The following is a 25,593-nucleotide window of genomic DNA, read 5'->3' on the forward strand; positions in this document are numbered from 1 at the left end:
TCACTCAAGGTTTCTCATTACTCTATTGAGTAAGAGAGAATATGGTGGAGGGGGACGGATTCGAACCATCGAAGGCGGAGCCGGCAGATTTACAGTCTGCTCCCTTTGGCCACTCGGGAACCCCTCCAGGGTTTTTCCTATCTAAAATAGGCTTGAATGAAGTTTTCCCAACGATTCAATCAAGGTTTCTCATTACTCTTTTGAGTAAGAGAGAATATGGTGGAGGGGGACGGATTCGAACCATCGAAGGCGGAGCCGGCAGATTTACAGTCTGCTCCCTTTGGCCACTCGGGAACCCCTCCAGGGGTGTTTTCCTATCTCATAATGGATAGGCTTAAGAAATGTTTTTCCCAACGCATCTCTCAAGTGCGGAGCGCATCATAGCAAACCCGTTTAACCTGTAAAGCGTTTTTCTTATGATTTTGTGTTGGATGCTGCCTTTTTGGGCAAAGATGGTAGAAAGTGTGCATTTTGCGTGGTTCATAACCAGCTTTTTAATCCTTTGTTCTTACAAAAGAACTATGCTGTAGCTTATTGATTCCATTTACTCATATTTACACTTCTTGACGTTACGATGCCTCTCAATTGGTAGAATATGGCCAATTTCACTAGTAGATGTTTACCATGAAAAATAAAACAATAATCTCCTTCCTTAGTTTGTCTATTCTTATGGCTACTCCAGCGGCATTTGCTAAGCGCCAAGGACCAACGTCAGTCACTGTTGTCACAGAGCAAGTCGATATTCACCATGTTAACCAGTCTCTTTCGCTTATTGGTAAGTTAGAGGCCGAGCAATCGGTGGTTATCTCGTCAGAAGTTGCTGGGAAAGTTGACGTTATATCGGTAAAAGCCAATCAGAAAGTAGAAGAAGGCCAAGTTATCGTTCAGTTAAATGACGATAAGGCCAAAGCGTCACTTGCAGAAGCTAAAGCCTATTTAAGAGATGAAGAACGTAAATTGGCTGAGTTTGAGCGTTTAGTTAAGCGTAATGCAATTACTCAAACAGAAATCGACGCACAAAAAACCAATGTTGATATTGCTAAAGCACGTTTAGATGCAGCCAACGCTAACCTAAAAGATCTTCATATCGCAGCACCGTTTTCTGGCACGGTCGGCTTCATTGATTTTAGCCGCGGAAAAATGGTGAGTGCGGGGACTGAGTTAGTCACGCTAGATGACTTATCTGTTATGCAACTCGACCTGAAAATTCCGGAACGCTACCTTTCAAAACTATCGACAGGTATGACTGTATCTGCGCGCACTACTGCATGGGGTGAAAAAGAATTTACCGGTACGGTAGTAGGTATCGATTCTCGTATTAATGAAGAGACGCTGAACCTTAGAGTCCGCATTCATTTTGATAATGAGAGTAATCAACTGAAACCAGGCATGCTGATCGCTGCCAATATGTTATTCCCTGCGATTGAAGCGCCAATCATTCCGGTACAAGCATTGGAATACTCGGGAACTAAGCGATATGTCTATGTGGTTGGTGAAGATAACAAAGCCACACGTACAGAAGTCTTCTTAGGTGCTCGTATTGATAACCAAGTGGTGATTGATAAAGGTATTGAGATTGGGCAAAAAATTGTTGTGCAAGGGATCGTGAATATGCGCGATGGTGTGACGGTTCAAGAGCTAGATACACAAATTGCGTCAGGCAACGACAAGCAGCCGAAAGCAAAAGGTGCTAACTAATGTGGTTGTCTGATGTTTCGGTAAAAAGGCCAGTTGCAGCACTGGTATTAAGCTTGCTGTTGGTTGTTTTCGGTATTGTATCGTTCAATAAGCTTTCTGTTCGTGAAATGCCGGACATAGAAAGCCCTGTCGTTTCAATCAGTACCCGTTATGAAGGGGCATCCGCTACCATCATCGAAAGCCAAATCACTTCCGCATTGGAAGATCAGCTTTCGGGTATCAGTGGTATTGATGAAATCGAATCGACGACCCGTAATAGTATGTCGCGAATCACGATTACCTTTGAGCTCGGATACGACTTGAACACCGGTGTGAGTGATGTTCGTGACGCGGTCGCACGTGCTCAACGCTCATTGCCCGATGAAGCAGACGATCCTATCGTTTATAAGAATAACGGTAGCGGCGAAGCGTCGGTTTACATCAACTTGAGCTCGTCTGAAATGGATAGAACTCAGCTAACCGATTACACCGAACGCGTCTTAGTTGACCGTTTTAGCTTGATTACCGGTGTAAGTTCAGTAGATATCTCCGGCGGCCTATATAAAGTGATGTATGTGAAGCTGAAACCAGCCCTCATGGCAGGGCGCGGAGTTACAGCTTCAGATATCACTGACGCTTTGCAAAAAGAAAATATAGAAAGCCCTGGTGGTGAAGTTCGAAACGATGCGATTGTAATGTCAGTGCGTACGGCTCGTTCTTACAACGAAGCGGGCGACTTTGAATACTTAGTCGTGAAACGCGCGGCGGATAACACTCCAATTTACTTAAAAGATGTCGCAGATGTTTACATCGGCGCTGAGAATGAAAATTCAACTTTTAAGAGCGATGGCATTGTTAACGTCAGCATGGGGATCGTACCTCAATCAGACGCTAATCCACTTGAAGTCGCGGCTTTAGTTCATGATGAAGTTGAAAAAATTCAGAAGTTTTTGCCAGATGGCACTCGATTAGCGATCGATTATGACTCTACTGTTTTTATCGACCGTTCTATTGCAGAAGTTTATAGCACCTTATTCATTACTGGCGGCTTAGTTATTTTGGTGTTGTATGTCTTCATTGGGCAAGCTCGTGCCACTTTGATTCCGGCGGTTACGGTTCCAGTATCGTTAATTTCTTCATTCATTGCAGCTTACTACTTTGGCTTTTCGATCAACTTGATCACCTTGATGGCGTTGATCTTGTCTATTGGCCTAGTGGTCGATGATGCGATTGTGGTAGTAGAGAATATCTTCCACCACATTGAACGTGGTGAATCTCCTCTGCTTGCAGCTTATAAAGGTACACGTGAAGTTGGCTTTGCGGTTGTAGCGACCACTCTGGTACTGGTGATGGTATTCCTGCCAATTTCCTTTATGGATGGCATGGTTGGCCTGTTGTTTACAGAGTTTTCGGTGCTCCTCGCGATGTCGGTCATTTTCTCTTCGTTAGTTGCGCTTACGCTTACGCCTGTTTTAGGCAGTAAGATCTTAAAAGCGAATGTTAAGCCAAATGGTTTCAATCGTTTTGTCGAGAAAGTGTTTGGTAAGTTGGAAGGCGGTTATCGTAACGTTTTACGCCGAGCGATTTCTTGGCGCTGGGCGGCGCCGATCATCATTGTGGCGTGTATGGGCGGAAGCTATGGTCTAATGCAACAAGTTCCTGCACAGCTTACTCCTCAGGAAGACCGTGGTGTTATTTTTGCTTTTGTCCGTGGTGCTGATGCAACCAGTTATAACCGCATGTCAGCGAACATGGACATTGTCGAAGAGCGTCTGATGCCGTTACTCGGTCAAGGCTTCTTAAAATCATTTAGTATTCAATCACCTGCATTTGGTGGTAATGCGGGAGACCAAACTGGTTTTGTGATCATGATTTTGGAAGACTGGGATGAGCGTGATGTCACTGCTCAGCAAGCGTTAGGGCAAGTTCGTCAATCATTAGCGGGCATCCCTGATGTACGTGTCTTCCCATTCATGCCTGGTTTCCGAGGTGGTTCGAGCGAACCTGTTCAGTTTGTACTTGGTGGTTCAGATTACCCTGAGTTGAAGAAGTGGGCTGAAGTCTTAGAGCAAGCAGCTGAAGAGTCCCCAATGATGGAAGGCGCTGACATCAACTACTCTGAAAAAACACCTGAGCTAGTTGTAACAGTAGACAAGCAACGAGCAGCTGAACTTGGCGTGAGCGTTTCGGATATTTCAGACACACTTGAAATTATGTTAGGCGGTAAAAGTGAAACGACATTCGTTGAGCGTGGTGAAGAATACGATGTTTACCTGCGCGGTGATGAGAACAGCTTTAATAACGCTAACGATTTAAGCCAAATCTACATGCGTACTCAGTCTGGAGAATTAGTGACTTTAGATGCGCTAACTAAGATTGAAGAAGTCGCGTCATCGATTCGTTTGTCTCACTACAACAAGCAAAAGTCAGTAACGATCACAGCGAACTTGTCTGATGGATATACCTTAGGTCAAGCACTTGATTTCCTTGATCAACAAGCCATTGATCAACTTCCGGGTGATATATCGGTGAGCTACTCTGGTGAGTCGAAAGACTACAAAGAGAACCAATCCAGTATTCTGATTGTGTTTGCTTTGGCGATGTTGGTGGCATACTTGGTATTGGCCGCTCAGTTTGAAAGCTTCATTAACCCATTAGTCGTGATGTTTACCGTTCCAATGGGTGTATTTGGTGGCTTCCTAGGCTTAGTAGTGATGAGCCAAGGTCTTAACGTATATAGCCAGATCGGTATGATCATGTTGATTGGTATGGTGACGAAAAACGGTATTCTCATCGTAGAATTCGCCAACCAACTTCGTGATCGAGGTATCGAGTTCGAGAAAGCGATCATTGATGCATCGGCACGACGTTTACGTCCTATTATGATGACAGCGTTCACCACATTGGCTGGCGCGATTCCTCTCATCACTTCGACAGGTGCTGGCTACGAAAGCCGCGTAGCGGTGGGTACAGTTATCTTCTTCGGTATGGGCTTCGCTACTCTGGTTACCTTGTTCGTAATTCCAGCGATGTATCGATTGATTTCAGCGACAACACGCGCGCCAGGACATGTTGAAGCGGAACTGAATAAAGCACTGAGCCACGATACTGTGGGTCGAACGACTCATGGCTAGTTACATTTAATAATAAAAGCCTGCATTTGCTGATAGCGAATGGCAGGCTTTTTTTGTTATAAATGCTTCTATAACAAATGATTGTTAGCTTTAAGAATCAGATAAGGAAAGTAAAGTGGCTGAATTTAAATACAAAAACCTGTCTCAAGAAGAACAAGATAAGTTGGATGCAGCAACGTTTCGTCGTTTGCTTACACATCTAGATGACAATAAAGATGTGCAAAATATTGATTTAATGATCCTAGCGGGTTTCTGTCGTAACTGTTTTAGTAAGTGGTACAAAGCGGAAGCTGAAGAGCAAGGCTTAGATTTGGATATCGATGATGCACGTGAACGTGTTTACGGCATGACTTATGATGAGTGGAAACAAAACCATCAGCCTAAAGCGACACCAGAGCAATTGGCCGCTTTTGAAGCACGTCAGAAAGCCAAATAAAAGTTAGAATGCAAAATGCCCTCATTTAGGAGGGCATTTTTAATTGAGGCTTTCGATTAGCTACACCTGTAATACTCCCGTTTTTTCAAAGTCGGCAAGCTTAGATTTATACGGTTGTAAGTCACCAATATTCTCTTGGATCCAAGCGTCATCGTAGTAGGTGTCTAGGTAACGCTCTCCACTGTCACATAATAAAGTGACGATAGATCCCGTTTCCCCACGAGCCTTCATTTCACTGGCTAATTGTATTACACCATACATATTGGTACCTGTAGATGCTCCCACTTTTCTTCCCAGCACGCTTTCTAACCAGTGAGCGGTTGCTACGCTGGCTGCATCTGGAATGGTACGCATTTCATCGATCACTCCGGGTATAAAGCTCGGCTCTACGCGTGGGCGACCGATGCCTTCGATTCTGCTCCCGTTGTCGCCAGTAATATCAGGGTTACGAGTATTGAAAAACTCATGGAATACTGAATTTTCAGGGTCGACAACACACAGCTTGGTTGAGTATTGCTGGTAGCGAATAAAGCGTCCTATTGTCGCGGAAGTGCCGCCAGTTCCCGGACTCATTACGACCCAGTTTGGCTCGCAATGATCTTCCATTTTCATTTGGCTAAAGATGGAATTTGCAATGTTGTTGTTACCACGCCAATCGGTCGCTCGTTCGGCATAGGTAAATTGGTCCATGTAGTGGCCATTAAGCTCTTTCGCTAAGCGGTGAGATTCGGCGTAAATTTGATCCGAGCGATCGACCAAGTGCGCTTTACCGCCATAGAACTCAATTTGATCTATTTTGGTTTGAGCAGTCGATTTCGGCATTACGGCAATGAAGGGCAAGCCAATTAAGCGAGCAAAGTAGGCCTCTGAAACCGCTGTACTGCCTGATGAAGATTCGATCACCGTTGTTTCGGGACCAATCCAGCCATTACAAATGGCATATAAAAACAGCGAGCGCGCAAGGCGGTGTTTTAAAGAGCCCGTAGGATGGGTACTTTCATCTTTTAGATAAACATCAATGCCTTTAATAGAGGGTAAGTCTAGTTTGATGAGATGCGTATCGGCTGAGCGTTGGAAGTCTGCTTCGATTTTGCGGATGGCGTTGTTTATCCAGTGATGATCAGTACACATAGTTAGCTCCATTTTATTTATGGGTTGGCTGAATCGGCACGTTTTGTCGATATACCTATAATTTATCTATCTCGACTGAGAAAAACTTTGCTAAATTTGCTCTTCTTTACATATATTGTAGAAAAATTTTCTACGTAAGTTCAGGTGAAAGCGTGCTCGATTCAACCGATAAAAAAATTCTCAGCTTGTTGCAACAAGACAGCACCGTGTCACTTAACGACATCGCAGAAGCAGTCAACTTAACCACAACGCCTTGCTGGAAAAGGCTTAAACGGCTTGAAGAGACAGGGATCATTGAAAAACGTGTCGCATTACTTAATCCTGAAAAGCTAGAGCTATCGTTCACTGCTTTTGTAATGATTAAGACTAGCGACCATTCTCATGAATGGTATAGCCATTTTGTGGATACGGTTTCTGAGTTTCCTGAAGTGATGGAGTTTTATCGAATGGCTGGCGAATACGATTACATGATGAAAGTATTGGTTAAAGACATGAAATGTTTCGACGAGTTTTACAAGCGGTTGGTGAATAGCGTTGATGGTATTTCTAACGTTACTTCAACGTTTGCCATGGAACCACTTAAATACACGACTGCTCTTCCTATTTAACAAGATAAGGATTATCTATGTTTGCTCGAATTTCAGCAGGGATTCAACTTACGCTCGCTGTCGCTATTTTCTATTTGGGCTATAGCATTCACACGTTTACGTCGAAGGTTGGTGAGGTAGTCGACACTTATCCTCAAGTTATCGCCGATTTCGCCACGTTAACTGACGATCTTAAAGTTGAAGAGTGGTTGGTGTTTGCAGCAACGATAGAAGAACTCGCTCCTCAGATGCTCAACTCAGTAGAGGAAGTGCGTAAGACGGTAGAACAGGTGAACCAAACGGTCGCATCTGTTGACCAAAAAATCCCGCGATTTCTTGATGAGGTCGAAGGGATTAGAACGGTGACCTTACCTGAGTTACTAGACGAGGTTGAGAAAGTCAGAACAGGTGTCATTCCTCCGACACTTGCTGAAATGAAGCGCTACCGTTTAGATGTTATCCCTCCAACTCTCGTAGAAAGTAAGGCATATCGAACTCAAGTCATTCCAGCAGCATTACAAGAATCTGCTCATTTAAGAGAAGATGTACCGGTCATTTTGGCAAAAGCAGATCAGGTTGTTGAAAAGAGTAAAGTGCTAGCTCAACAAGCGACGCAAGGAGCGGTAGAAGGAACGGTCAAAGGGGTCGTACTGTCGCCTATCAACCTCTTACGCGATGCTGGAAATGAGCTGAAATCAAAAGTACAAGAATAAGTTGATTGAACTGGTGAATGTAAAACTAGGTAAATCGTCTGATATGTGAATGAAATGTTTCTATGATTAGTGGAAACACAAAACATGGATGATTCAAATGCAGCGGACTCTCATTGGTTCAAATACCGTCAAGTTTAGTATGTTGGTGGCTATTCTTTCCCTTGTAGGCTGCAATAGCAGCTCTGAAGACACGACGAGTACTGATACCAGTAGCTCTGATATTACCGGTACAATGTTGACCAATACGTCGGGTGACTGCGAGGAGTATCTTGGAAGCTTCACGGCGTCTGCAAACGATGTCCAGCGTGATTTACTGTTTACAGGGCAGCTTACTGTGACGTCGAGTGGTTTCAAGTGCGTTATCGAGTCTAATGCGATTCCGAACCATGACTTTAACGATAACAGTGCTTCGTTTGCGACTAATGTGACAGAACAAACAACTTACTATGAGTTTGACGCCACCCCTTCGCAAGCGGCTTCGAATACAGAACTGAGTTTAAGTGTTTCGGAAGTCATACTTCTGAATGGAGTAAAAATCGATCTCTTGGCTGCGGCCTGCTATGGCGTTGGTTCTGAACCATTAGGGCAGGAAAAAATAGGGTGTGGCGAGGATCAAATTAATAACCCTTGGCGCTATGACCCGATGTCTTCCCTGAATACTTTTGGTACTGACCAACACAATGCTCATGTTCAGCCGACGGGTGAATACCACTACCACGGCAATCCTATGGCTTTGTTTATCCAAAATTGTGCCGGCAATGAAGCTTCGCCAGTGATTGGCTTTGCGGCTGATGGCTTTCCGGTTTATGGGAGTTGCTACTTAGATCCTGCAGATGGCGTGGTAAAAGAAGCGACATCTAGTTATCAGCTTAAAACGGGGGCTAGGCAAAGTGTTACTGGCTATACGACGCCTGTAAGTGGCGTAGGTACGGTAGCGAGTACTAACTACGATGGTCAGTTCCGAGGTGATTGGGAGTATACGGTCGCGCTAGGAACCTTGGACGAATGTAATGGTATGACCGTTAGTGGACAATATGGCTATTACGTGACGAATCAATTCCCTTGGGTGGTGAATTGCTTTAAAGGAGAGGTCGATACTTCTTTTAGCGCGTTGTCAGCGACGCGCTCGCATAGTCATTAGTTGTGTTACTCGGTCCTCCCAATAAAAAAGGCTCTGCATGACAGAGCCTTTTTTATTCAATGTTTCTTACCTATGCTAATGACCTTAAGGCCACTGAAGGTACGCTAATTTCGCCTATTTGTTGGTGTAGCGCATTACCCCTTCTTGGACTGCAGAAGCCACCATCTCGCCTTTTTGATTGAATATCTCCCCGCGGACTAGCCCCCGAGTGTTACTGGCGGTTGGGCTTTCTATTGCGTAAAGCAACCACTCATCCATACGAAACGGGCGATGGAACCAAATAGAGTGATCTATCGTCGCGACTTGGAAGTTTGGCGTCATGATCGAGACTTCATGTGGATGCAAAGCGGTCACTAAGAACCCCCAATCAGAAGCGTACGCTAATAGGTATTGGTGGATGAGTTGGTTATCCGGCATTTCACCGTTTGCGCGTACCCACAAGTACTGTTTAGGCTCGGCTTTCTTCGGTTTTAAAGGATTTACCACCGTCACTGGGCGCATTTCTATCGACTTCTCTCCACAAAAGGTTTTTCGCAACTTTTCGGGTAGAAATTCAGCAATATGACTAGCAAGTTCGGTCTCTGAAGCGAAGTTTTCGGGGCCTGGGATATCTGGCATTACATTCTGATGTTCAAAACCTGGCGAGCCGCCGTGATAAGAGGCAGTTAAGTAGAAGATTGGACGACCATTTTGAATCGCCTTGACTCGACGGGTACTAAAGCTTTTCCCATCACGCAAGTTTTCCACATCGTAGATGATGGCTTTTTCAGGATCGCCCGGGTACAGAAAATAGCTGTGGAATGAGTGCACACTGCGGTCTTCATCTACGGTATACCTTGCAGCTGATAGTGCTTGCCCGAGCACTTGTCCGCCATACACTTGCGGCAATCCTAGGTTTTCGCTTTGCCCTCTAAAGAGGCCTTCTTCAAGCTTTTCGAGTTGCAGTAAACTTAATAATTCTTGTAATGGCTTACTCATTGCCTGACCCTCTGATGAAAAAATAAGTATAGATTAAATTGTCGTTTTTCTAACTTAGTCAAAGATTTGTCAATAAATCATAGGGTTTCAAGACAGATTAATAAAGCGCTCTTATACTTAGCGTGAATTATTCACATGACTTGAATTACTATTGAAGAGAGATTTTATGAGAAAGGCACTGATCTTAATGATGTCCGCTATTATCGGCAGTATTGCACTCGTTGGATGTCAATCGGCCCCAGAGCCACAGCTTCAAGTAAACAGCACTCAGTCTATTTCGGGTACCGTTAGTTATCGTGAGCGTATTGCCCTACCTGAGGGTGCGATGGTGACAATTGTATTGGAAGATGTGTCTTTAGCTGATGCTCCTGCCAAAGTGATTGCGAAACACCGCTTCGAAACGAATGGTCAGCAGGTTCCGCTATCTTTTGACCTGGCTTATGATTCAAGAAAGATTCAAGAGCGTCATCGCTACAATGTTCGAGCAAAGATTGAAGTGAATGGAAGACTTCGTTTTACTACAGACACCATTGTGCCTGTAGTGACTGATAGCGATGCAACTCAACATGTCGATTTGCGCTTAGTCGGTGTTCGCTAAACCCTCATTCTTGCTTTTAAAATCAATGAAGATCTTCAAATGGCAGCATTATGGCTGCCATTTGTACATTTTTAGCTTAATCTTTCCTGCATCACTTACCACTATTTCTTCTTTTTCTAATAGGCGCTTTTGTCTGTCAAACGCTTCGCCTTTTAATGAAATCTCCCCTTTACTGTTAATAACGCGAAACCAGGGTAATTTGCTGCCTTCAGGTAAGTTTCCTAACGCTTTACCTACGTGTCGCGCATAGCCAGGAAAACCTGAAAAACGTGCGATATCTCCATAGGTTGAGACTTTTCCATATGGAATTTGGTGAATTACAGCAAAGATTTGAGACAGAAATTGGTCCATACTAAAACGTCCTAGTTCATAAGTGCCAAGGAATGGTAGAAGGAGAGAGCTATGGTATTTTCAACATTTCAGTTTCTGATCACAACTCTCTTAGCGGTGGTTTGTGCTCGAGCTATTAGTTTAAGCGAAGGGGATATCCCGGTGCTTGCACTTGTTATTCCTGCATTATGGATTCTTCCGCAAGGGGGGATTGCAGGGTTAGCACTACTTGCCGCAATGACAGTGTATGGACTCACGCTGCCTTTGCAACCTATCACTCTGTCTGTCAGCGTTTGGGTGTTATTCCCATTATTGATGGTGGTCTTTTCAAAGCGCAGTAGTGTTAGCGTGCTGCTCATTTCTAGTTTGATCGTATTGACGTTACAAGTTGGAATTATGGTCACGCAATCGGCAGGAAAACTCGGAGGCACGCCTTGGGTTACGATTTTGCAAATTGTTGCTGTCGTCGCTATTTGGTGGTCAGCCACTCACTTAAAACCGACAAGTCGCCATAGCTGGTGGTCGTTGGGTTTGATTCTCCCGTTGTGGATTGCGGACTTGCCTTATGCGGCTTTGATCGCCTTGAGTATCACGGGGATCATGGCGTCTATGGAAGCGCTGACTAAGCTTAAGACTTTTCGATGGAATAAATTATTGTGTTGGACGTTGCCAACCGTGGCGTTTGCTGCACTTGTCGTCACCCCAAGCATTGAAGTGCCGAGCCCTGTATTTGTAGTCTGGTTATGTTTACTTGGTACAGCATGGATGACAGACTACATAATTCGTGCAGAAGATGAACAAAACACGAATTAAAAAATACGAATAAATGCGTAGTAGTGGTGGTGCCGGCTTAGCACCGAGTTCGTTGACCGATAAATACAATTAAAGAGAGTCACCCTTGCGTCAAATAGTTAGGCTAATCTGGCTGGCAATCAGTGTTATTGCTTGTAGCGCTGTTTTTGCAGCCAGTAATAAAAATGAGTCCTATATCGTTGCCACCGAAGCTGACGATATAGTGACTAGAGTTCTTTTCGATTCCATTTCGAAAAAGTTTAACGTAGATATTGTTTACCGAGAGTTTGACAGCTTCGACGCGATTCTACGTTCTGTTGAACTTGGGCAAAGCGATTTTGCGGCGAATGTTACACATACCAAAGACCGTGAAAAACGCTTTGACTATTCTCACCCTACCAATATCGAATATACCTTTCTTTTTAGCTATTCAGGTGCTCAGTTATCTCAAGTGGATACCGTTGGTGTTCCTAAAAACACCATTTATGGAGGACTGATTAAAGCGCTATACCCTAATATCACTCTAGTTTCTTACCAAGGTCACGAAGAAGCCAAAGCATTGCTTGAGTCACGAAAAGTTGATGGTGTCGTTGATGCGATCAACCAATTGAAGCCGATGCTGATGTCCGGGCTAAGTTCCCAGCTGCTCAACGATACGATTGCGATAAAACCGGTCTCAATTGTTGCACCGAAAGGAAAGTATGCACGACAGCTAAAAGAGTTTACCGATTATATTCATACGGAAGATATTCAACGATTATTACGTGAAAGCGTGAGCGAGTATCAGTATGAATTAAGAAGAGATGCTCTGCGAACGACAGTGGTTGAAAGTGGTTTGAATCTCGATGCACCAGTGACGGTAAAGTTGGAGCATAATTTCCCTTATGTTCAATACGATGCCGACGGAAAGCCTTATGGGTTAAGCGCCGAAACGGTTTTTGAAGCTTGTGAATTACTGACGATCAATTGTCAACTCGTCAGTACCGAGAATGAAACTTGGGAGAGTATGTTCCATGAATTTGTCGTTCAAAATGTCGATATTATCGCGCCATTAGTGGTTTCTGAGCCGAGAAAAGCGATCGCGTATTTTACACCTCCTCACTTTGTCTCCGAGTCGATTTTGGTGAAACGCGTCGGTTACAAGGATAATGTCTACAAAAACATTTCGGAATTGATCGCGGAGCGAATTGGTGTCGTAAAAGACGATTTCTTTGATGAATTGCTCAGCCAACTGCTGCCCAATAAAAAGCTGGTGTATTTTGATAGTCGTCAGCAATTGATAGCGGGCTTGCTCAACCATGAGATTGATTACTTCCCAATTGGTACTTCTGGTTTGAGTAATACATTTCAGGAGAAAGGCTTGCTGCCAATCACCCAAGATTATGCGATAGGCAGTATTCACAAATCCGATATAGCGATAGGAATTGTAAAGAATGAACGTGGAGCGATACTAGCGCCGCTGTTTGAGCGTGCGTTACAAATGATTGATACGCAAAGAATTAATAATAAGTACGTTCAACTGCCAGATTGGCGGGAAACGTTGGAAGTGGAGCAAAGATTCGCCAAACGAATTCAAAGTATCTTGATGTTAGTTCTAGGGTTTCTTGTGGTTGTGGCGATGTTCCTTAACACTCAATCCAGAACGGACAGTCTGACCAAATTGCGTAACCGACGTAGCTTGCAGCACAAATATCGACGTAAGATCAAACCTTGGCATACGGTTATTTCCTTGGATATGAATCACTTTAAGCAGATCAATGATACTTATGGCCATGAAGTCGGGGATTTAGTTTTACAGCGTTATGCGTCTCGAATTTCTGCGTTATGGAGAGGAAGAAGCTATCGAGTCGGGGGCGATGAATTTGTTCTGATTGGTGAAGTTAGTGAAAAAGCTTTAGCCAATATTGTGGAACAGTTGAGCCAATTTACGTTTGTTAGCGAACAGCATCAGCTCTATCTAACGATTACCGTGTCGGTTGGTGTGTCGACGGATAGAAAAGTCGAGCGACACCTAAGAGATGTTCTTTCCAACACCGATTACGCCATGTATCAATCGAAAAAAGATATGGGACGAATATGTACTTTTGTTGATGAATCGGGGAATTGCACGCCAAGTATGACGCGAATGGAAGTACAAGAATGCAGTCAGATAGCGTAGTGATGGTGGTTCGCTAAGCAAATCGTTTGAATAATCAACGCTTGAACAAAAAAATGTTCATTACTAAGTTCAAGCCCTTGCAATAACCTAAGGTATGCTTGATAATCCAATCACTCTTTGAGGCGAGCCTCATTGAAACAGAATCTATGGAGGCCTTGGTCCTCCCGCAACACTAACTTGTGAACTCGGTCAGGCCCGGAAGGGAGCAGCCGCAGCAGGCGACGTGTGTGCCGGGATGTGGCTGGGGTCTCCGCCCTTTAAAAAAGCCGCTCTAAATGAGCGGCTTTTTGCTATCTGAAATTCCAAATATTAAGACATAATTTTTCTTGGATGCATTGTGACTCTTTAACCTGTTTTCTAGTAAGAAAAGCTTAGCTGTTTAGAAAAGTCACGACACTCGGTTTTATCTAGTTGGATCTACACGAGGTCTTTGAACTTCCTAAAGCGACAATTTAGGGAATTGAGCACAATCATCAGTTGTTGAATGCGTTAGCCCAAAGCTTGTTTAAACAATAAGTTAAGTTGTACTCATAAAGGGGGAACTATTTCGACAATTATTGATTGTCCAATAGCAACCAATTAACGATCATTTCTAGATGTTGGTTCAAGTATTCATAAATAGCCAAAGAGCGAGAATGGTGAACAGTAAGCCTTTCGTTCATTATTACGCGGATTATTGAGAATCAATATCACATAACCAGATCACATTAGTGACGATGAATAATAATAACCTTCTTCCTTATATCCTACTGAATTTAAAGGGTTCTAGTCATGCCTAAACGCCAGCGCTCAACGACCAATGTCGAGCGAACATTTACTGCCGATCAAAAAATAATATCAACCACAGACCTTAAAGGCCGTATCTTATCGGTGAACGATGAGTTTGTTGCGATTTCGGGTTACACGCGTGAAGAGCTAATTAATCACGGGCACAATATTGTTCGACATCCAGATATGCCAAGTGCAGCTTTTGAGTTGATGTGGAATACCATCAAGCAAGGAGAAGGGTGGCTAGGGATCGTAAAGAATCGCTGTAAAAACGGCGATCACTATTGGGTAAAAGCTTATGTGACTCCTATGCTGGAACATGGCCAGATTATAGGATATGAGTCGGTTCGAACTCTGCCTTCTAGGGCTGAAATTAAGCGAGCAGAAAGCGAATATGCTCAACTAAATACTCCCTCGAGAGCTTGGCTACGTAAGCCGAATATTCGTGTTCATGACACTCTAAGTATCAGCAGTATTCTTGTGGCGAGCATACTGTTCTTTAATGGTTTACCTAGTCTCGCGACCATCCTGTTGATTCTCCAAATTGGTCTATTAACACTGAGTCATAGACAGGCGCTTAAAAGAATTAACTTCGCTCAACGAAAAGTGTCGCTTCACCCAGTGACTACGGCAACTCTGACTGCGTCATCAGGGCTTGAAGCCGATGTTATCGTTGGGGTGATGCATGATGCCGCTCGGTTAGACACAATTCTGACTCGGATTGAAGACGCTTCTGCGCAGGTTGCTAAACATGCCAATAGTATTGCGTCTGAAATGACGGAAGCTCAGGTCCAACTGAATGCGCAAACTACGAAAACGGAGTTAGTCGCTACGGCATCAACAGAGATGACTTCTACCACTCAAGAAATATCTCAATCTGTTACTAAAACGGCAGCAGCATCGCAGCAGGCAGAAAGCTTGGTAACAACGGGTAACGAAACCGCTCACCAAGGTAAAACCATGGTCATGAAGTTACATCAAACGGTGGAGGATGTGACAGGAGCGGTTAACGAGGTGGCTAAGCAATGTGAGGCGATTGGGCAAACTGTCGACTTGATTGCTCAAATTGCTGATCAAACTAACTTGTTGGCATTGAATGCGGCCATTGAATCGGCAAGAGCGGGTGAACACGGGCGAGGTTTTTCCGTTGTTGCAGATGAGGTACGAACATTAGCGAGCCGGACTCAAGCCTCGACTCACCAGATCCATGAAACGATAGCGGCGCTAACCAGTAAAGCTAATCAAGCAGCTGCATTGGCAAATCAAGGTCTAAACCAAGCTCTTAGTGGAGTGGAGCAAGTAGAACGTACTGAGCAAGATCTAAATGGGGTATCTCAGTCTATGGGAACCATGACTGATATGACGATGCAAATAGCAGCAGCTGTTGAAGAACAGTCCCAAGTAATGGAAGACATCAACCAACAAATAGTTAGCATCGCAGAGCAAACACAGCGAACGAGCGAAGTAACCGAAAATGCAGGAGTCAGCGTACTTGACCTGTCTAAACAAGCGCGAGAGCTGCAAGATTTGGTGGGCCGTTTTAAACACTAATAAAAGGCTGAAACAAATCTTAACAGGTGGCTTATACGCGGATAATATAATTTGGTAGTTAGGCGCAATTACCTAGTTATTAGATGTGGTTATATTCTTATAAGGCCTGCGACTTTGTCGTGGGCTTTCTATATTCTTGCTTCCAACCTTCGAGATTATCGCCGCTGGGTCATGGTTTTTGAATTGTATAGGAGGGTGGTTTCCTCTTTATCTAGTATGCTGCCTTCACACTTTGTGAGTGTTGTTTATACATAGTATCTTTTTACGCTCTTTCCTTACCCCATAGCTATCAAACTACAGACCTTTCATTGCCTCTTCCTATTATCAAGATTTCATTAAGATAGATTTTGCCTATTGAATCTATAGAAATGTCCGATTTCACTAATTTTCGGTGCGAATGCAATATATCTCCATCGACGCGAGATAGCGTTAAACACTACAAATTAGAAAGAGAGTCCAAACATGATCAACACAGAAATCAAACCATTCAACGCAACGGCATTCAAAAACGGCGAATTCGTAGAAATCACTGAGCAAGACGTTAAAGGCAAGTGGGCTGTATTCTTCTTCTACCCAGCAGACTTCACTTTTGTATGTCCAACTGAGCTAGTTGATCTACAAGAAAAATACGCAGAGCTTCAATCTCGCGGTGTAGAAGTTTACTCAGTATCAACTGACACCCACTTCTCTCACAAAGCATGGCACGATACTTCTGACAAAATCGGCACTATCGAATACTTCATGGTAGGCGACCAAACAGGCACTATCACAAACAACTTCAACGTAATGCGTGAAGGTCAAGGCCTAGCGGACCGTGCTACGTTCCTAATCGACCCAGAAGGCGTTATCCAAGCAATGGAAATCACTGCTGAAGGTATCGGTCGTGACGCTGAAGACCTACTACGTAAGGTTAAAGCAGCACAATACGTAGCGGCTAACCCAGGTGAAGTTTGCCCAGCTAAATGGAAAGAAGGCGAAGAGACACTAGCACCATCTCTAGACCTAGTAGGTAAGATTTAATCTAAGCCTATCTAACAAGAACAAATAAAACAGTTCTACAGGCGCGCTTCGGCCTCCCTCCTAAAGGGCAGTTGCGCGCCACCCTTTCAAAGCAGCAACACCACATTCAATTTGCCGACTTGCGCCCCCTTTTTATTTTCCTTTTTCAGCAAGAAGGTATTGGTCAATACCAAGACACAGAATTTAAGAGCAGGCACGATTATGTTAGATCAAGCAATGAAGCAGCAGCTAAAAGCATACCTAGAAAACTTAAAAACCAATGTTCAGTTAGTGCTGAGCCTAGATGACAGCGATACCGCACACAAACTCCAAGACCTAGCGAACGATATCGCGTCTTTAACCGATAAAATTGAAGTAACTCGCGATGATAGCGCAAGTACGCGCAGCCCTATCATGCAGGTAGTGAACCAAGAGAAAGGCACTGCGATTGGTTTTGCCGGTTTACCGATGGGTCACGAGTTCACGTCACTGGTACTAGCACTGCTTCACAGTGCTGGTCACCCTATCAAGCTTGAAGCTGACATAATCGAGCAAATTAAAGAATTAGATCAAGAGCTTAATGTAGAGATTTTCATCTCGCTATCGTGCCAAAACTGTCCAGAAGTGGTTCAGGCATTCAATATGATGTCAGCGATTAACCCGCTGATTAAGACCACTATGATTGATGGCGCAGCATTCCAAGAGGAAGTGAAGTCTCGCGATATCATGGCAGTACCAAGCGTGTTCATTAATGGTGAACTATTCGGTCAAGGCCGTATGTCACTGGCTGAGATCCTAAATAAAGTAGACTCAGGCGCAGCGGAAAAGAAAGCGGCAAACCTAAATCAACAAGCACCATTTGATGTACTTGTTGTCGGTGGTGGTCCTGCTGGTTCTTCAGCAGCTATCTACGCAGCACGTAAAGGCATTCGCACCGGTGTTGTTGCTGACCGCTTTGGTGGCCAAGTAATGGATACCATGGCGATTGAGAACTTTATCTCAGTGAAAGCGACGACGGGTCCTAAGTTAGTTGCTAGCCTAGAAGAGCACGTAAAAGAGTACGGCGTAGAAGTAATGACTGAGCAGCGTGCCGCCAACATCATTGCTGCAGAAGACACGAACGACGGCTACATCCACGTTGAATTAGAGAGTGGCGCAACACTACGAGCTCGCTCTGTTATCACAAGTACAGGTGCACGCTGGCGTGAAATGAACGTTCCGGGTGAGCAAGAATACCGCAATAAAGGCGTGGCTTATTGCCCACACTGTGACGGTCCACTGTTCAAAGGTAAGAAAACAGCGGTTATCGGTGGCGGTAACTCAGGTATCGAAGCAGCTATCGACCTAGCAGGTATTGTGGAACATGTAACCGTGCTTGAATTTGCAGACACGCTACGCGCTGACCAAGTACTTATCGATAAAGCAAACGCAACGCCAAACATCGAAATCATCAAAATGGCTCAAACGACACAAGTGTTGGGTGATGGAAATCGCGTAACGGGTCTGGAATACAAAGACCGTAACACTGAAGAGCTGAAACAGATCGAACTCGCGGGTATCTTCGTTCAAATCGGTCTAATGCCGAACAGCGAATGGTTGAAAGGTTCGAAGGTTGAGCTTTCACCACGCGGTGAGATTGAGATTAACGCTCATGGCGCAACATCAATGAAAGGTGTGTTTGCAGCAGGCGATGTAACAACAGTACCTTACAAACAGATCATCATTGCGATGGGTGAAGGTGCGAAAGCAAGTCTAGGCGCATTTGACCACCTAATTCGCAACCCAGCTCCAGTTAAAGAAGTTGAAACTGCATAACCTTTTGAAGAGTTAAACTCTATCGTCCTAAGTGTTCTTGTTAACTTGATACGTTACTGTTAACTACTTTGTCGGACATTCGACGCCACTCCTGAGTCATTGGGAGTGGTTTTTTGTATTGTCATAGGGACATTTCAATATTAGGGAGCTGAGTTGGTTAGTATATCTAAACTCTTAGTTTTTAACGGTGGGAGTTGCTATACGCGGTTTTCGATTCGCTGCGGGAGAGTAATTGTAAACTCGGTACCGACATCGACTTCGCTAACACAAGAAATGGTGCCGTTGAGCTTTTGGGTAATTAAGTTATAAACGATGTGCATGCCAAGCCCTGTACCACCGGCCTCTCGTTTGGTGGTATAAAATGGCAGAAAGATGTTGTCCTTCTCTTCATTCCCCATACCACAGCCATCATCTTTATAGACGATAATGACGTCATTGTCTTTGAGCGTCGTGACTATGCTAATCGTTCCAGAATGTGCCTCTGCATAGCCATGAATGAGAGAGTTCATCACGAGGTTTGAGAACACCTGCCATAAGACCCCAGGGTAATTGTGAAGCATAATTTCATCGTCACAGTGCCATTCTATCAATACGTTTTTTTGCTTGAGCTTAGGTTGTAAGCTAAGCACGGTGTTTTCTATATATTCGTTGAATGAGAAAGCTTGAGGCTCTTCAATATGCTGGTCTGTCGCGACGGTTTTAAATGTCTTCACGAGTTTGGAAACTCGATTTAGGTTATTCAAAGACATCTCAATGCCTTGCTTATTGGTTTCTATAAACTGTTCGAAATCTGCACGTGTCATCGCATTGTTGGTAAACAGGTTTTCCAATTCGTTTAGTTGCTCTTTGGTAAAGGTTAATGAAGTCAGGCTTATTCCAAGCGGAGTGTTGATCTCATGGGCGACTCCCGCAACCAGTTTACCCAAAGCAGCCATTTTTTCGCTTTCGATAAGCTGATCTTGCGTTCGTTGTAGATCTTCATAGGCTTCTCGCAGCTGAACCGCTTGCTGGTCTCGGTGTTTTACGATTTCAACATATTTGTTGTACCAGTAGATTAACTCTCGTATTTCTTTTAGCTCGAACTTCCCTTGGTACCCACTGACGCTCGGCTCGTTGTCTTGCATTGCGATACTCAGAGACTGAAGGGGTAGCAGAACGCGGCGTCTCATGTTGATCCAAGCAAACAAAATAACGATCAAGGAAAGGAGTACAAGGCCACCTGCGATAGATAAGGTTTGATACATGCCTTGGAAGATCTGTTTTTCAGGGATCATAACGATAAAACGCCAATTCGAAATATTCGAACTATGGCTGACAAGAAAATAAGATTCACCATCCATGCTTGCACTATAAGGTGAGTCATCGACTGGCGGTAAAAGGCTTGGATCGACGGATTGGCCTGCCATTGTATAGTCGTCACTGAATACCACTCGATTCGTATTATCGAGCACCATTAAAGGCATTTTGTCATCGCTCTCTTGCTCTAGCATGCTTTGATAGGCAAGAGGAGAAAATGCCATGTATATATAACCGACATGTTCATCTTCCATTGACGTTTCGTTTAGACGGTATATCTTTCTCACAGCGGGTATGACTAAAGTGTGCCTTGAACTTTGATTAATATTGGATTGAATACCAGGCCAACAGATTTGATTGCCTGCTAGATTAGGGCAGCGGTCTACTTGGGATTGAAAAAGTGTCGGATTAATGCTGTTAACCTCGACCTCGATGCTTAACGAATAACTACGACCGTCATTGAGGATCAGCGAAATGGCAGTCAAACCATCCAAACTAAAATAGTGGGCAAGGTTATCTTCAATCAGCGCGTTGATTCTAATTTCATTGATAGCGGAGTGAGATGAACTCTCAAACAGCGCATCGAGCATATTGGAATCAGAAGCAATGTGGTTGCTCACGGAGACCACTGGCTTTTGTAAGTTGATGACGGATTGGGCTTTTTCTTGGACCAAATCACGGGCAAAACGGGTAGCTTGTTCTTGAACGTAATATGCACTAATGAATGCGGTTGACCCGCCAAGCAGGGCAACAGGAACTAAACTGCCGACCAGCCAGAAAAAGACTAGCCGACCGTTCAGGCTGTTAAACCATTTAGTGAATAAGTTCATTGAACGCTAATCGCGATATAGGATCAATTCAGGAGACACCCAACTTTCGGCCTCAACACTTTCTCCATTGAGGAGTTTAACCGCGGTTTGCACGCCTATCTCACCTTGCTGATAAGACTGCTGATCGAGCGTCGCTTCCATTTTACCTTGTTGCACTAAGGATTTTGCTTCAGGGATCGCGTCATAACCGATGACTTTTACATCGGTTCGGCCTTTGTCTTGAAGCTGCTGCGTGATCGCAAGTGCCATGACATCGTTGGCGCAAAAGAACGCGTCGATATCAGGGTATTCTCGCAGTAACCTTTCGCTCAGTTCATACGCTTCTACATATTGCCAATTTGCGGTTTCTTCACCTAAGAGCTGGCGTTGATGTTTTTGTAATGCAGCTCTAAAGCCATTGGCTCTCGCGTGAGAAACCGAAGAGGACTGAGGGCCTAAAATAATATAGGCAGAGGCAATGTCTGGGTTATTGTTCAGTACACGTTCCGCGAGTTCTTGCGCGGCGGCTTGGTTATCAATGCCAACGAACGGTATAGGCTCTAATCCAACTTTCTGACCTTGTTCCGAGTTAATCTGATCATCTAAATTCACCAAAACCATACCTTGCTCTTGCACTTGCTTTAAAATTGGCAGTAATTGAGCCGTTTTCGACGGCACAAAAACTATGGCGTCAAACTCTTCGTCGACTGCTCCCAGTAACATTTTTTTCTGAAGTGCCACGTAAGTTTCATTTGGTGTCCCTTTCGCGATTAGAGTGACACCAAGTTCATCTGCAGCTTTACGAGCACCTTGCTCCATCATTACGTAGTAGGGATTACTTTGAGACTTGGTCATCAAAAGAATTTTGACCGTATCTTCTGAGGCCTCGCTTGACTCTGGTGGAGGTACTACTGGGCTTGGCTCCTTGGGTTCTGGCGAACAACCGAGCAGAAAGATCACAACAAATGAACAAACAGAAATAACCAAACGCTTAAAAGCCACAGTATCTTCCTCATTTTATGAGTATTCATTTGATACTAGGTTAGCCTCCGTACATACGCCAGTGATGAGAAGAGGCTAACTGAATGCTCGGTTGTCGCTTTGTTGTTGCTAACTTTGCTCAAATCGAAGTATCAGAACGGATTTGAAAATCCAATGCGGATTGCTTAAGTGCAGTGTATTTGTTGATTAACTCGGCTTGAGTGAGGGACTCATCCCCAAAAAAGAAACCTTGTTTTTGTTTCAATAACTCGTAATGCAGTTCTATGCGTTCGACGACAAAATCTGCCTTTTGTAGAGTGTATTGAGAACAAGATTTTCCATGGATGTCATCAAGGAGATCGAGAACGTTAGAGCGAAACTGCTCAACTAACATTAGGTCTTGCAAGGCGTCGTCAGATTCAAGAGCGTGTTGCCATGTTTGGATAATGGTTTGGTGGTGGGTTAGCACGACAGAATTGGCATTCATTTGTTTAAGCTTCTCAAGTTTCGTTAAGTAAGCATCCAGCGCACAGGTCTTTTCTAATCGATACAAGTCGAATTGCTGTTGGACATTTAGAACTTGCGACTGCTTAAGGAGATAGTCGAAGAAGAAGCGAGTTTCAAAGCGTTCTACCCCGTGAAACAAAGGAGTATCGGTGCCATTACTATTAAAATGTTGCGTGGGATCGAATTGATACATGTAGCCAAAATCAAACAGCCTGACTTGTTGCTGTGGCGTCAACAGAATATTGCCCGGGCAGAAATCCCATTCGAATAATCCACTCAGCTCCAGATTGACAATAGTGGCGAAAACTTGCTCAAAAATATTCTTAGTCAGCTGCTGTAGCGGTTCGCCAACAATCCATGGTGAGAGAATAATGCCATCTCGAAATGACGCATACTGAGTATCCACAATGTGTTTGAAAAGCTTTGGGTTATTTTGTTTGTGTAAATTGAGATCGCGCCTACGCTGAACTTCATTGAGAAAAGATGTTTCTCCATCTACATTCTTAACCAAACTTTGCGGGCGTTGGCATTTAAGTGTCCAATCTACACCATCGACGTGTAGATGATAGACAATAGCGGTAAGCCCAGAGCTAAAGGTTTCGACCACATAAGGTGAATTTGCAGTGGTGTTTTTTAGCTCATCCAGCGTGAGTGGGATGGCTTCTAAGGAACCACATACGATGTTTTGGTCGCTTTGCTGGAATTGAAGTTGCGCGGACTGACGTTGCTGTTCTAGGTTCACGATGAGCACTCGGTTAATGATAAGTGCTGTGAATGTTATATAGACCTGACGCCTACATACTGTGATTGGATTGGAGTTTATAAAATTATCAAAAGAAAAAGCTCGCTATGGCACGAAACCGTAACGAGCATTTTTTATTTAGTCGTTTGCTTTTACTGTTGGTAATGTCGCGCGAAGTTTGAAAAAGCTTTTTGGAGTCTTGGTAAGTAGGATACCGCCCAACAGGGGTAGCATCAGAACTAAAGACTGTTGCGATAACATTTCGTTGTTAATAAATGCCGAAATCGCGAGCGCCACCACCGGGAAAATTAAAAAACAGATAGATGCTTGGAACGGTGTGGAAACTTGCCCCAATTTAAAGTAAGCAACAATGCCGCCCACGCTAGCCACTAAACCTAGATAAACCACCGCAGAGATTGAGTCCCATGTAAATGCGTGGATATTTACGTTCTCGCCAAATGCTGAAACGGCAAACAGAAACAAAGATGCGATGAAACATGGAACGGCATTGTAGGTCAGTACCTGAATATCTTTGCAGTGCTTTTGTACTAACACATACATTACAGCATGAATGGCTACAGCTAGACCAAGCGCTACAGTACCGACAAGGTAATCTTCGCCACCCATTTGCATTTCATTACCAAGAATTAGGCATAAGCTGATCACCGCTGCGATAAGGCCGAAGATCTGGTGCTTAGCGAGTCTTAGTCCAAGGAATAACCCTGACATCAACATAACGGCTACTGGCATGTTAGCGAAAATGATTGATGCTAATCCAGAAGAGATGTACTGCTCGCCATAAATCATCAACGTAAACGGTATCGCGAAATACATTAATGCGACGATGAAAATCCAGTGTCGTTTACCTCTTGGGAACAGCAGCGGTTGTTTAAAAGCTTTTGCTAAAACAACGAGTAGCGGAGCAGCTAGGAAAAAGCGTAATGCGGTAGCAAAAATGGGCGGGATAGAATGAAGCGCTACTTCCATAGCAAACCAAGTGGTGCCCCAAATTAGGCAAACCGATACAAACAGCAAGAAAGTTAGAGACTTTGCATTCATGTGACTACTCATTATTAATTATTGTAATTCAGAGGCTTAGTGAGCCGAAATAATGTGCCACAGTATAAGTAAGCTATCGGAGAAAATGTTTTCTTTGTTATTTGTTAATACGGTGTTTTGTGGGAAAATTTACTTTGTGTTTATTATTTTGTGGAATTATTTTCTTCTTTTTTGCGATCTTGTAAAGACCTTGTTCTGTTTGTGGTTTAAAGTGAACAGCGTAATCTATATGTTTTCCCCTAAACTAAAGTAGGCCAATACTTCATTCTCGTTATTGTAAGTAATGTCCATTCGTACGTTGATTCTCTCCTGGCGCATGAGGCGGTATCGCAGCCCCAGCCCTACCATGGATAGAGTGTCACTTTCAGAAAAACTTTTATCTGGGCCGACAATTTGCTTGCCAAATACTTTCCCCACCCCAGCTAGCGTGACAATTGATAGGTTGTTCAATATCTGGCTCGACGTATCTTTGATGGAATAGCGGTACTCAAGTTCAAGGTTAGTCATGTGTGAAGCGACATAATCTCCAACAACAAATCCTCTTTGTACATCACGCCCTTGACGACCATATGTGGTGTAGGCACTACTTGGGGCGTTTTCCGCATCTAGCAAATAGCGAGCAACCCACTTGCTGGCAAGGATGTGATTATCATCTTGGCTAATGCTGTGAAACAGACGGTAGTCAGAAAACAGTGAAGAATAGGCCGCGTCAGCGTCGTTGCCTAACCAGCTAGCGTGATCTTCATAAGACAGTTCAAATAAAAAGCCATGGTAAGGGTAGTAATAGTGCTCTCGTGCATCCCACAAGAAGGACAGCTTGGCGCCAGTATCAGATTCATATTCGTTGTTGAAACCAAGTATTCGAAGTAAGGCTTTGTCGATACGCTTTTCGGCATTAAAACGGCTGGAGCTGTAGTTCAAGCCAAGCCCTAAGAACATATTGTCATGGATCTTAAAATAGCTACTGCCATCAAAGGTAATGTCTTCTTGAATGGTGTCTATCGTGTTAAGCAGTTCGAAGTTCGTGTAGGAATAACCGAACTCACTGACAAACCGAATAGAGTCCCCGTTAAGTAAAAGGTCGGTGTTGCCCTTGAAGTAGTAGCTGTCGTTTCGGGTGTAGGTCAGGGTAGCGGAAAGAGTCGATGAGGTATCGCTCGTGTCATCGGCGTAGAAGCTGTAAATCGGGACAATGGATAAGCCAGCGTCAACACTTGGGTCATAAAAAGGGATTGCAATCACTCGCCATTGGCTTTGCTTATCTTCTTCAGATTTCTTTTTGGCTTCAACATCGAATGCTAATGAGGCAAAAGGGATGAACATCAGCAAGCATACGCCGACAAAAGAGAGTGTGTTCATCAAGTGATATCCGTTTGTGATGAGTGCTATTC

Annotated in this window: 20 protein-coding genes, 2 tRNA genes and 1 other RNA gene; 13 read left to right on the forward strand and 10 right to left on the reverse strand. The window is 44.0% G+C overall.

Translation table 11 applies throughout. The features are described 5' to 3' along the window. Window positions 1-42 precede the first annotated feature (42 nt). Window positions 43-127: transfer RNA gene (locus ELZ11_RS02525), tRNA-Tyr, on the reverse strand. 90 nt (window positions 128-217) lie between these two features. After that, window positions 218-302, reverse strand: a tRNA-Tyr gene (locus tag ELZ11_RS02530). Between the two features lie 322 nt (window positions 303-624). Here ELZ11_RS02530 and ELZ11_RS02535 point away from each other — a divergent pair. The 3 genes from ELZ11_RS02535 (at window position 625) to ELZ11_RS02545 (ending at window position 5,247) form a co-directional block, all read left to right on the forward strand. After that, on the forward strand, window positions 625-1,698 hold the full coding sequence (locus ELZ11_RS02535; RefSeq protein WP_137355791.1) for an efflux RND transporter periplasmic adaptor subunit: 1,074 nt from the start codon (window positions 625-627) through the stop codon (window positions 1,696-1,698). Continuing rightward, a complete protein-coding gene (gene vexH, locus ELZ11_RS02540) occupies window positions 1,698-4,811 on the forward strand; it encodes a vibriobactin export RND transporter permease subunit VexH (RefSeq protein ID WP_137355792.1) in 3,114 nt (1,037 codons plus the stop codon). Before ELZ11_RS02535 ends, vexH begins: the two co-directional genes overlap by 1 nt. 115 nt (window positions 4,812-4,926) lie before the next feature. Beyond that, entirely contained in the window at window positions 4,927-5,247 is a 321-nt protein-coding gene (locus tag ELZ11_RS02545; RefSeq protein ID WP_137355793.1) for a DUF1244 domain-containing protein, read from the forward strand. Window positions 5,248-5,307: 60 nt separating this feature from the next. Here ELZ11_RS02545 and ELZ11_RS02550 read toward each other — a convergent pair whose 3' ends face one another. After that, entirely contained in the window at window positions 5,308-6,378 is a 1,071-nt protein-coding gene (locus ELZ11_RS02550) for a PLP-dependent cysteine synthase family protein (protein ID WP_137355794.1), read from the reverse strand. A 152-nt stretch (window positions 6,379-6,530) separates the two neighbouring features. Between ELZ11_RS02550 and ELZ11_RS02555 the strand changes: the two genes are divergently transcribed. From ELZ11_RS02555 to ELZ11_RS02565, 3 genes are all read left to right on the forward strand, one after another. Further along, window positions 6,531-6,986, forward strand: coding sequence for an Lrp/AsnC family transcriptional regulator (locus tag ELZ11_RS02555; protein ID WP_137355795.1), 456 nt, complete (start codon window positions 6,531-6,533; stop codon window positions 6,984-6,986). 17 nt (window positions 6,987-7,003) lie between these two features. Next, a complete protein-coding gene (locus ELZ11_RS02560) occupies window positions 7,004-7,678 on the forward strand; it encodes a hypothetical protein (RefSeq protein WP_137355796.1) in 675 nt (224 codons plus the stop codon). A gap of 97 nt (window positions 7,679-7,775) precedes the next feature. Next, window positions 7,776-8,819: a YHYH protein gene (locus ELZ11_RS02565; protein ID WP_137355797.1), complete on the forward strand. Its 1,044-nt coding sequence runs from the start codon at window positions 7,776-7,778 to the stop codon at window positions 8,817-8,819. A gap of 114 nt (window positions 8,820-8,933) precedes the next feature. On the opposite strand, the gene tesB is transcribed toward ELZ11_RS02565, so the two are convergent. Beyond that, a complete protein-coding gene (tesB, locus tag ELZ11_RS02570; RefSeq protein ID WP_137355798.1) occupies window positions 8,934-9,797 on the reverse strand; it encodes an acyl-CoA thioesterase II in 864 nt (287 codons plus the stop codon). A 166-nt stretch (window positions 9,798-9,963) separates the two neighbouring features. Between tesB and ELZ11_RS02575 the strand changes: the two genes are divergently transcribed. After that, the gene (locus ELZ11_RS02575; protein ID WP_137355799.1) at window positions 9,964-10,395 is read left to right on the forward strand and encodes a YbaY family lipoprotein; all 432 of its coding nucleotides are present in this window, start codon (window positions 9,964-9,966) and stop codon (window positions 10,393-10,395) included. Window positions 10,396-10,443: 48 nt separating this feature from the next. On the opposite strand, the gene ELZ11_RS02580 is transcribed toward ELZ11_RS02575, so the two are convergent. Continuing rightward, window positions 10,444-10,746 (reverse strand): MGMT family protein, encoded by a 303-nt coding sequence (locus ELZ11_RS02580; protein WP_137355800.1) that lies wholly within the window; start codon window positions 10,744-10,746, stop codon window positions 10,444-10,446. A 51-nt stretch (window positions 10,747-10,797) separates the two neighbouring features. On the opposite strand from ELZ11_RS02580, the gene ELZ11_RS02585 reads away from it, so the two are divergent. The 6 genes from ELZ11_RS02585 (at window position 10,798) to ahpF (ending at window position 18,808) form a co-directional block, all read left to right on the forward strand. Then, entirely contained in the window at window positions 10,798-11,538 is a 741-nt protein-coding gene (locus ELZ11_RS02585) for a VP0952 family biofilm-associated protein (protein WP_137355801.1), read from the forward strand. 85 nt (window positions 11,539-11,623) lie between these two features. Then, window positions 11,624-13,675 carry a GGDEF domain-containing protein gene (locus tag ELZ11_RS02590; RefSeq protein ID WP_137355802.1) on the forward strand — a complete coding sequence of 684 codons (2,052 nt, stop codon included), beginning with the start codon at window positions 11,624-11,626 and terminating at the stop codon, window positions 13,673-13,675. Between the two features lie 153 nt (window positions 13,676-13,828). After that, window positions 13,829-13,925, forward strand: an RNA gene (gene ffs, locus ELZ11_RS02595) — signal recognition particle sRNA small type. Between the two features lie 521 nt (window positions 13,926-14,446). Next, window positions 14,447-15,994 carry a methyl-accepting chemotaxis protein gene (locus ELZ11_RS02600; RefSeq protein ID WP_137355803.1) on the forward strand — a complete coding sequence of 516 codons (1,548 nt, stop codon included), beginning with the start codon at window positions 14,447-14,449 and terminating at the stop codon, window positions 15,992-15,994. Between the two features lie 462 nt (window positions 15,995-16,456). Beyond that, window positions 16,457-17,014, forward strand: coding sequence for an alkyl hydroperoxide reductase subunit C (gene ahpC / locus ELZ11_RS02605; protein ID WP_008220943.1), 558 nt, complete (start codon window positions 16,457-16,459; stop codon window positions 17,012-17,014). A 201-nt stretch (window positions 17,015-17,215) separates the two neighbouring features. Continuing rightward, entirely contained in the window at window positions 17,216-18,808 is a 1,593-nt protein-coding gene (gene ahpF, locus ELZ11_RS02610) for an alkyl hydroperoxide reductase subunit F (RefSeq protein ID WP_137355804.1), read from the forward strand. Between the two features lie 197 nt (window positions 18,809-19,005). Here the strand turns inward: ahpF and ELZ11_RS02615 are convergent, their stop codons facing one another. The 5 genes from ELZ11_RS02615 to ELZ11_RS02635 form a co-directional block, all read right to left on the reverse strand. Beyond that, complete coding sequence (locus ELZ11_RS02615) at window positions 19,006-20,934, reverse strand: sensor histidine kinase (RefSeq protein ID WP_137355805.1); 1,929 nt, start codon at window positions 20,932-20,934, stop codon at window positions 19,006-19,008. A 6-nt stretch (window positions 20,935-20,940) separates the two neighbouring features. Then, a complete protein-coding gene (locus tag ELZ11_RS02620; protein ID WP_137355806.1) occupies window positions 20,941-21,915 on the reverse strand; it encodes a substrate-binding domain-containing protein in 975 nt (324 codons plus the stop codon). A gap of 118 nt (window positions 21,916-22,033) precedes the next feature. Then, the gene (locus ELZ11_RS02625) at window positions 22,034-23,143 is read right to left on the reverse strand and encodes a protein kinase family protein (protein ID WP_137355807.1); all 1,110 of its coding nucleotides are present in this window, start codon (window positions 23,141-23,143) and stop codon (window positions 22,034-22,036) included. A 138-nt stretch (window positions 23,144-23,281) separates the two neighbouring features. Continuing rightward, a complete protein-coding gene (locus ELZ11_RS02630) occupies window positions 23,282-24,202 on the reverse strand; it encodes a DMT family transporter (RefSeq protein ID WP_137355808.1) in 921 nt (306 codons plus the stop codon). A gap of 225 nt (window positions 24,203-24,427) precedes the next feature. Beyond that, entirely contained in the window at window positions 24,428-25,561 is a 1,134-nt protein-coding gene (locus ELZ11_RS02635) for a BamA/TamA family outer membrane protein (protein WP_137355809.1), read from the reverse strand. Between the last annotated feature and the right edge of the window lie 32 nt (window positions 25,562-25,593).

Source organism: Vibrio profundi, from assembly GCF_005281835.1.
In the GTDB taxonomy this organism is placed as follows: domain Bacteria; phylum Pseudomonadota; class Gammaproteobacteria; order Enterobacterales; family Vibrionaceae; genus Vibrio; species Vibrio profundi.